Consider the following 7,049-nt stretch of genomic DNA (forward strand, 5'->3'; position numbering starts at 1 on the left):
CACGATGACCGCAGTGCCCAGCGCCGCCCTGACCACCGCCGGACTGATCGGTGGTTACTCGGTGGCCCGCGCCACCGGCAACCGCCCCCTCGGCGGAGCCGTCCTGGCCGTGTTCGGCGCCGCGGCCTTCGAGACCTGGCGCCGCCGCTCCGGACCGGGCACCGCCGTCGCGCTCACCGGAGTGTACGTGGGGGCCTTCGGCCTCTCCCACCCGCTGGCCAAGAAGATCGGTGCCTGGCCGGCCGTGCTGAGCGTGACCGCGGCGACCGCCGCCGTCGCGGTGGCGGCGAACGACCGCGCCGAGGGCTGACGATCGACGGCGACCTACTCTCCGTCAACTACCCATGGCTGAAGCCACGGGCTTGCGGGTAGGCGCCCACCTGGTGGATGGATCCGACCTCCCGCGTCCGACACACCTCCTATGTGGAGGGTGTGGGGGCGGTTGACCGGCGCCCCGCAGCCCACGCCACCTGGCCTCGGTGGGCGAGGTTGCGTGCAGCGTTCACATCGGCGTGCAGCACCACACCGCACTGACGGCACACGAACCGGTTCCGTGAGGGCCGGTTGCGTCTGCTGGTGTGGTCGCACTCCGAGCAGGTCTGGGAGGTGTAGGCCGGATCCACGATCAGGACCGGCACCCCCATCCTGCGGGCCTTATAGGCGATGAAGTTCCGCAGTTGGGCGAAACTCCATGAATGCAACGCGGCGCGTTGTTGTTTGGCCTGCCGTACCCGGCCACGGATGCCCCGAAGGTCTTCAAGGACGATGCCGTGATCGGTGCGTTCGGCCCGCTCCACGATGCGTTTGGAAATCCGATGGTTCATATCCCGCGCCCGGCGTGCCTCCCGGCGGCGCAGGCGCTTCAAGACGCGTTTGGCGCTCTTGGTGTTCTTGGCCTGGAGTTTGGCGCGGAGACGGTTCTGCCGGCGCCGGTATCGGTTCAGGTGGCGTCCGGCGGAGCGGTCCCCGGTGGAGGTGGTGGCGATCTCCACGATCCCCAGATCCACCCCCACGAACCCGGCAGGATCCGGGTTCTCCACCCGTTCGGGCACCTCACAGGTAGCGGACAGATACCACTGCCCGTCCTGGCGGAGCAGATCGCTCTCACCCTGGCGATACTCGGCCAGGAGTTTGAGCTGTTCGGGGGAGGTGACAAAACCCAGGTTCTTCATCCGCCCGCCCACGGTCCAGATCGAGACGGTGCGCGCGTCCATCTGCCAGGACAGACACCGATCATCGAAGGGTTGGGCCGCATTAGTGCGGAAACAGATCGGGGTGGACTCGATCCGTGTCCGCCTCGCGGAACCCTTCCGGCCCAGGTTCCCGGCTTTCAGGTTCACCTGCCGGGTGGTGTAGGCGTCCGCGACCTTGCCCAGGACCCGCACCGTGGGCTGCGCCGATAGACCGAACCTGGTTTTCAGCTCGTGGTAGACGGCCCTTTGCAGGGCGTACTTGTTCGTCGCTCCGGTGGCCTGAGCGATGCGGGAGGCGTGGTCGGCCGCCGTGTTACAGGCGTGCAGGGTCGTCTCAAGCACCTGCGCCTGTTCTGGCGAAGGCAGCAGCTTGACCCGCACCACCAGCTTCATGGTCCAATACGCTAACCACCCCCGGCCCGGCCATGGGGCCGGATCAGAGAACTTCTCCGCCTTTTTCCGGTCTTCGATGGCCGGGAAGGGTGTGCGGGGTGTTTCCTCCCGGCCCTGAAGGACCGGGCTTCCACACCCAAAAATCAGGTGACCACTTGCGGTTCAGCTTCTCCACGACGATGAGGTTCCCGGCGGGAAAGCGGAACGAGGGCCTTCACCGGTACTTGGCCCGCCACCGCACCTTGAAGGTGCCCTTCTCGGCGCAGGCCCGGTCCAGGTCCTTCAACGTCCGCTGGAGCACATGCGAGGGGGCGGCCTTGAGCCAGGGCTCTTCGGCCTTGGCCTCGGCGAGCTGTCCGGCTTACAGGTGGTAGCCGCAGAACCCACCTTGTCGGCCGCGGGTGTGGCGGTCCACGTACTGGCGGCGCTGGTCCAAAGCGGTGTTCCACACCGCCCGACACAGGTCACCGAACTCGGTACACATCGCAGTCTGCTCATCGGTCAGCGCAAGCCGATAACGACGGCCCGACAACACCGTGGAACACCCCCTTCCCGCTCAGCGGTTCTCCTGGTCCCCCAGGTCACGCTCGATGAGCTCCCAACAGGGCACTCCGACAGTGGCCACGAAGCAGCCGTGCGTCCACCGGGCCGGTAGGCGAGACTTGCGGGTGCCCGACATCCCTCACACACGATCTCCTTCAGCCCTTCCTCGGCACAGCCCCCGGTACGCGGTAGCGGTGCGGGGGTGCCAGAGCATGTGGAGGGCTCGGTGGAAAATCAACATGGGGGGACCACCTTCCGCTGCGGTGCGTGCCGAAGGGTTACCCCGGGTCCCGCACCGACAACCATAGGTATGGACCGGCCCGCCCGCCCCACGGTCAGACGCGAACGACCACCACCCGCTCGCCGCGAGGGCGTTCGGGCTCCTCGACCAGTGTCTCCAGGTCCTGCGGATCACTGGTCAGCAGCACCACCGGACGTGGTTGCCGCAACGCCGTGACCGCCACGACCGAGTCGATCGCGCAGCGGTGGCCGGTCAGGCCCGTTGCGCCGAGGAGTTCTCCCGACTCCCTCCCCACCTCGGGGGAGACCGGCATCACCTCGATCCTTGAGAGGACCTGGTGCACAGACGCATCCCGTGGGCCTCCCCGCAGGACCTCCGTGAGGGTAATGGCGCTGGTGACCACACGTGCGCCCCTACGTTGTGCCACCTCCAAGTGACCGCGGGCCCTCTTGTCGCCCATGGCGATCTTGGACAACCCTTCGCTGTGGAGGACCAGCGTTCCGTTTCCCGTCACTCGGCGTCCGGCCACGCCGCCTCCGCCTCCGTCACCAGGTCTTCCGGTACCTCGCCGTGCTCCTCTTCGAGTAGTTCGATCAGCTCCGCCAGGAGATCGGCTTCCAGGCGACTCGCGACCGCTTCGGAGACATATCGACTGAACTCTCCCCGACCCACCCGTCGCCGGACCGCCGTGCTGAGGTTCTCCGGCATGGAGACGCTGATCTTGCGTGCGCGCTCACTCGGCTCGGCGGTGTCATCGGAGAGTTCGGGCGCCGACTTGCCGAGCCCATGAACCGCCGCGACGAGGGCGGCGCGTTCCGACGGCGAGAGTTTCCGCACTGCTCTCACAGTGTCCAATGCCTGCGAAACAAGCCTCCGAGGCTCATCCTCCGGAGTATCGCGTCCAGTTTCCATCAGTTCGACTCCCATACGAGCGATGCTACCGCCGGTGGTAAGTTCCTGCCCGGTGAACGGGAGACCACACCACCGACGTCTGTTCTTCCACGAACGCGAAAGGGGGAGACGGTCGGACCGTCTCCCCCTCCATGCGCGTTGGATCAGCTGCAGCCGCTGGTGGCACCGCAGCCCTCACAGGCGTAGCAGCTGCCCGAGGGGCGCATCTTCGTCCCACAGGTGATGCACAGCGGGGCGTCGGCCATGAACCCCTCCCCTACCGGACGCGGGGCCGCCGGGGTCTCGGATCGCTCCTCGGCCAGGTTGGACGGCGCGGCGGACTGGGCGTAGGACTCCACCTGGGTGGCGACCTGCGTCGGGTCCTCCCCGTTCAGCTGCGCCTCGCGCTCGGAGGCCGACAGCACGCCCAGGGCGGCCCGCTCCTCGTAGGGCAGGTGATCCAGGGCCAGGCGGCGGAAGATGTAGTCCACCACCGACTGCGCCATACGGATGTCCGGGTCGTCGGTCATGCCGGCCGGGTCGAAGCGCATGTTGGTGAACTTCTCCACGTAGGTCTCCAACGGGACCCCGTACTGCAGGGCGATGGAGATCGCGATGGAGAAGGCGTCCATCACCCCGGCCAGGGTCGAACCCTGCTTGCCGAGCTTGAGGAAGACCTCACCGAGTCCGTCGTCCGGGTAGGAGCCGGCGGTGATGTAGCCCTCGGCGCCACCCACGGAGAACGAGGTGGTCTCGCTGGGCCGCTTCTTGGGCAGGCGACGGCGCACCGGTCGGGGCGTCTCGGTCACCTCGGCCTTCTCCGGCGCGGTCTTCTCCTCGCTCTTGCCGGTGGACAGCGGCTGGCCGACCTTACAGTTGTCGCGGTACACCGCGAGAGCCTTGAGGCCCGACCGCCAACCCTCGTAGTAGATGTGCTCGAAGTCGGCGACCGTGGCCCCCTCGGGCACGTTCACCGTCTTGGAGATGGCACCGGACAGGAACGGCTGCACCGAGGCCATCATGCGCACGTGGCCCATGGGCTCGATGTAGCGGTGACCCATGGCGCAGTCGAACACCTCGTAGTGCTCGGGGCGCAGCGAGGGCGCGTCCACGACGTGGCCGTTCTCGGCGACGAACTCGACGATCGCCTCGCTCTGCTCCGCCTGGTAGCCCAGGTTCCTCAGCGCCCTCGGGATCGCCTGGTTGACGATCCGCATGGAACCGCCGCCGACCAGCTTCTTGTACTTGACCAGCGAGAAGTCCGGCTCGATGCCCGTGGTGTCACAATCCATCATGAAACTGATGGTTCCGGTGGGCGCGAGCAACGAGGCCTGGGCGTTGCGCCAGCCGTTGCGCTCGCCGAGCTTGAGGCACTCGGCCCACTGGGCGGTCGCCGCGGTGTGGATGGGCTCTTCGAGGGCGCCCACGGTGCGCAGGTCGTCATTGGCGGCGGCGTGCTTGCGCATGACCCGCTTGTGGGCCTGCTCGTTGCGCTTGTAGCCGTCGTAGGCGCCCACCACACCGGCCATCTCGGCGCTACGGCGGTAGGCCGCGCCGGTCATCAGCGAGGTGATCGCCGCGGCCACCGCGCGACCACCGTCGGAGTCGTAGGCGTGCCCGGTCGCCATGAGCAGCGCGCCCAGGTTGGCGTAGCCGATGCCCAGCTGACGGTAGGCGCGGGTGGTCTCACCGATCTTCTCCGTGGGGAAGTCGGCGAAGGTGATGGAGATGTCCATCGCCGTGATGACCAGTTCGGTGAGCCCGGTGAAGCCCTCCACGTCGAAGGAGTCGTCCTCGCGCAGGAACTTCAGCAGGTTGATCGACGCGAGGTTGCATGAGGAGTCGTCCAGGGACAAATACTCGGAACAGTTGGCCACGACAGTGCCACCGACGATATAGGAGTGGTTACGCGGCTCGGTGAGGTTGTAGGTCGTCTCGAACCCTCGGGACTCGCGTGAGACCAGGCGGATCGTCGTCTGCGTGTTGTAGGTCCGGCGATGGTCGAGTGCGCTGCCGAGCTTCGCGGTCTTGCTATCCAGAGAAAAACCGATCAGGGCGGCGTAGTCCCGCATGGAAGCGGAAGAGATGCGCAGGTCGTAGAACGGCCCCTCGCTACCATAGGTGACGGTCGTGCCATCCTTGCGCGTGTAGGTGAACGTATCCCTCTTCGCCTGGGAGACCTGGTAGACACGGCTCGCGATTTCGAACGGCGCCAAAAGCTCCTGTACGTCCTGGAGCAACCTTTCGGAGCGGCTGCCCAGACCGACGTAGCGAGTGCCGTTCACCTTCTGATCCACGGCGCATCCGTCCGCGTCGAACAACCCTTGGAGGAAACCCAACACGGTCTCTTCGGAGACCTCGAACATCACGGGCGGCACTGTCTTGTCGGCGGCGTGCGCACCCATTCCGAGAGCTCGGACGAACGCGACCATCGCCCTCCGAGTGACCCTGAGCTGTTGCGTACCGTTGGGTTGGGCACTCGGCTTACTCCGATGCCCTGTGAGACGTTCGATCAGGGCCTGGTGTCGAGGCAGGATTTCGGTTTGTTCCTCAGCCGTCCCGTAGATGGTGACGACTTTGGCGTCATCGATCGAACCGTCGCCGACCAACCACCCCAGGTAGTGAGCCAGGTCCGGGTCCTCGTCCCACTTGGTCGGCAGGTTCAGCTCCCGAACACCGGTTCGGCTCGCGGCCTTCCGAGCCGCTTCGAGGGCGTCTTCCGGGATCTCCTGGATCGGATTCGACCGAGGAGCGTACTGGAAGGAACGAACAATCCGGTCCTGCTCCGTCAATTCCTCGGCGTGCGCCCAGCCGCGATTACGCGTCCACACCCGGTGCCCCGGGGTGCAACGCAAGACGGAACCATCCGAGAACCGGAGTTCGAGGACCTCGTTGGTGCCAGTGACCATGTACTGCGTGGGGACGATGGCTACCACCGCGTCCCGAGGATTCGCCTCCGCCGTGACGTCGTTCGTGTAGACGGCGAAGGTCTCACCCTGTGCCGCCCTCCGGACAAGGTCGCCGATGGGGACGTGTCCTCGGTCGGTCAGCACCTTCTGATCAGCGGGGAAACACGGGTTGCTCGCGCTGATCCGTCCGGTCTCGGGGTTGGTGTGCCAGTCCTGGATGGTGCCGTCGTACTGGATGCCGGGGTCGGCGCACTCCCAGGCCGCGCGGGCCATGCGGTGGAACAGGTCCTTGGCGTCGACCGTGGCGACGACCTCGCCGGTGGTGCGGGAGGTCAGCCCGAACTCGGAACCGGACTCCACGGCGCGCATGAAGGCGTCGGAGACCCGCACCGAGTTGTTGGCGTTCTGGTACTGGACGCTGAACATGTCGTCGCCGCCCAGGTCCACGTCGAACCCGGCGTCGCGCAGGGCACGGATCTTGTGCTCCTCGCGCGCCTTGGTCTCGACGAACTCCTCGATGTCGGGGTGGTCGACGTCCAGCACGACCATCTTGGCGGCCCGACGGGTCGCGCCGCCGGATTTGATGGTTCCGGCCGAGGCGTCGGCACCGCGCATGAAGGAGACCGGTCCGGAGGCGGTGCCACCGGAGGAGAGGAGCTCCTTGCTGGAGCGGATGCGGGACAGGTTCACACCCGCGCCGGAGCCGCCCTTGAAGATGATCCCCTCCTCCTTGTACCAGTCGAGGATCGACTCCATCGTGTCGTCGACCGACAAGATGAAACACGCTGAGACCTGCTGGGAGGAGGTGGTCCCGACGTTGAACCACACCGGGGAGTTGAAGCTGAAGTACTGGTTGGCGAGGGCGTGCTTGAGCTCGTG

At 66.5% G+C, this 7,049-nt stretch carries 7 protein-coding genes; 1 reads left to right on the forward strand and 6 read right to left on the reverse strand.

Features of this window, described 5'->3' with window-relative positions:
- Positions 1 to 4: 4 nt before the first annotated feature.
- On the forward strand, positions 5 to 310 hold the full coding sequence (locus ABZ717_RS23500) for a hypothetical protein (RefSeq protein WP_358514040.1): 306 nt from the start codon (positions 5 to 7) through the stop codon (positions 308 to 310).
- Positions 311 to 419: 109 nt separating this feature from the next.
- Here ABZ717_RS23500 and ABZ717_RS23505 read toward each other — a convergent pair whose 3' ends face one another.
- The 6 genes from ABZ717_RS23505 to ABZ717_RS23530 form a co-directional block, all read right to left on the reverse strand.
- Positions 420 to 1,586 (reverse strand): transposase, encoded by a 1,167-nt coding sequence (locus ABZ717_RS23505; protein WP_358514042.1) that lies wholly within the window; start codon positions 1,584 to 1,586, stop codon positions 420 to 422.
- A 361-nt stretch (positions 1,587 to 1,947) separates the two neighbouring features.
- Entirely contained in the window at positions 1,948 to 2,121 is a 174-nt protein-coding gene (locus ABZ717_RS23510; protein ID WP_358514044.1) for a helix-turn-helix domain-containing protein, read from the reverse strand.
- Positions 2,122 to 2,142: 21 nt separating this feature from the next.
- On the reverse strand, positions 2,143 to 2,265 hold the full coding sequence (locus ABZ717_RS23515) for a hypothetical protein (protein ID WP_358514046.1): 123 nt from the start codon (positions 2,263 to 2,265) through the stop codon (positions 2,143 to 2,145).
- A 199-nt stretch (positions 2,266 to 2,464) separates the two neighbouring features.
- Positions 2,465 to 2,683, reverse strand: coding sequence for a hypothetical protein (locus ABZ717_RS23520; RefSeq protein ID WP_358514048.1), 219 nt, complete (start codon positions 2,681 to 2,683; stop codon positions 2,465 to 2,467).
- Between the two features lie 197 nt (positions 2,684 to 2,880).
- On the reverse strand, positions 2,881 to 3,207 hold the full coding sequence (locus tag ABZ717_RS23525; RefSeq protein ID WP_358514050.1) for a hypothetical protein: 327 nt from the start codon (positions 3,205 to 3,207) through the stop codon (positions 2,881 to 2,883).
- A gap of 218 nt (positions 3,208 to 3,425) precedes the next feature.
- Positions 3,426 to 7,049 (reverse strand): vitamin B12-dependent ribonucleotide reductase (locus ABZ717_RS23530; protein ID WP_358514052.1); only part of this gene is annotated, 3,624 nt, incomplete at its 5' end.

It is taken from the genome of Nocardiopsis sp. NPDC006832, assembly GCF_040635885.1.
GTDB lineage: Bacteria > Actinomycetota > Actinomycetes > Streptosporangiales > Streptosporangiaceae > Nocardiopsis.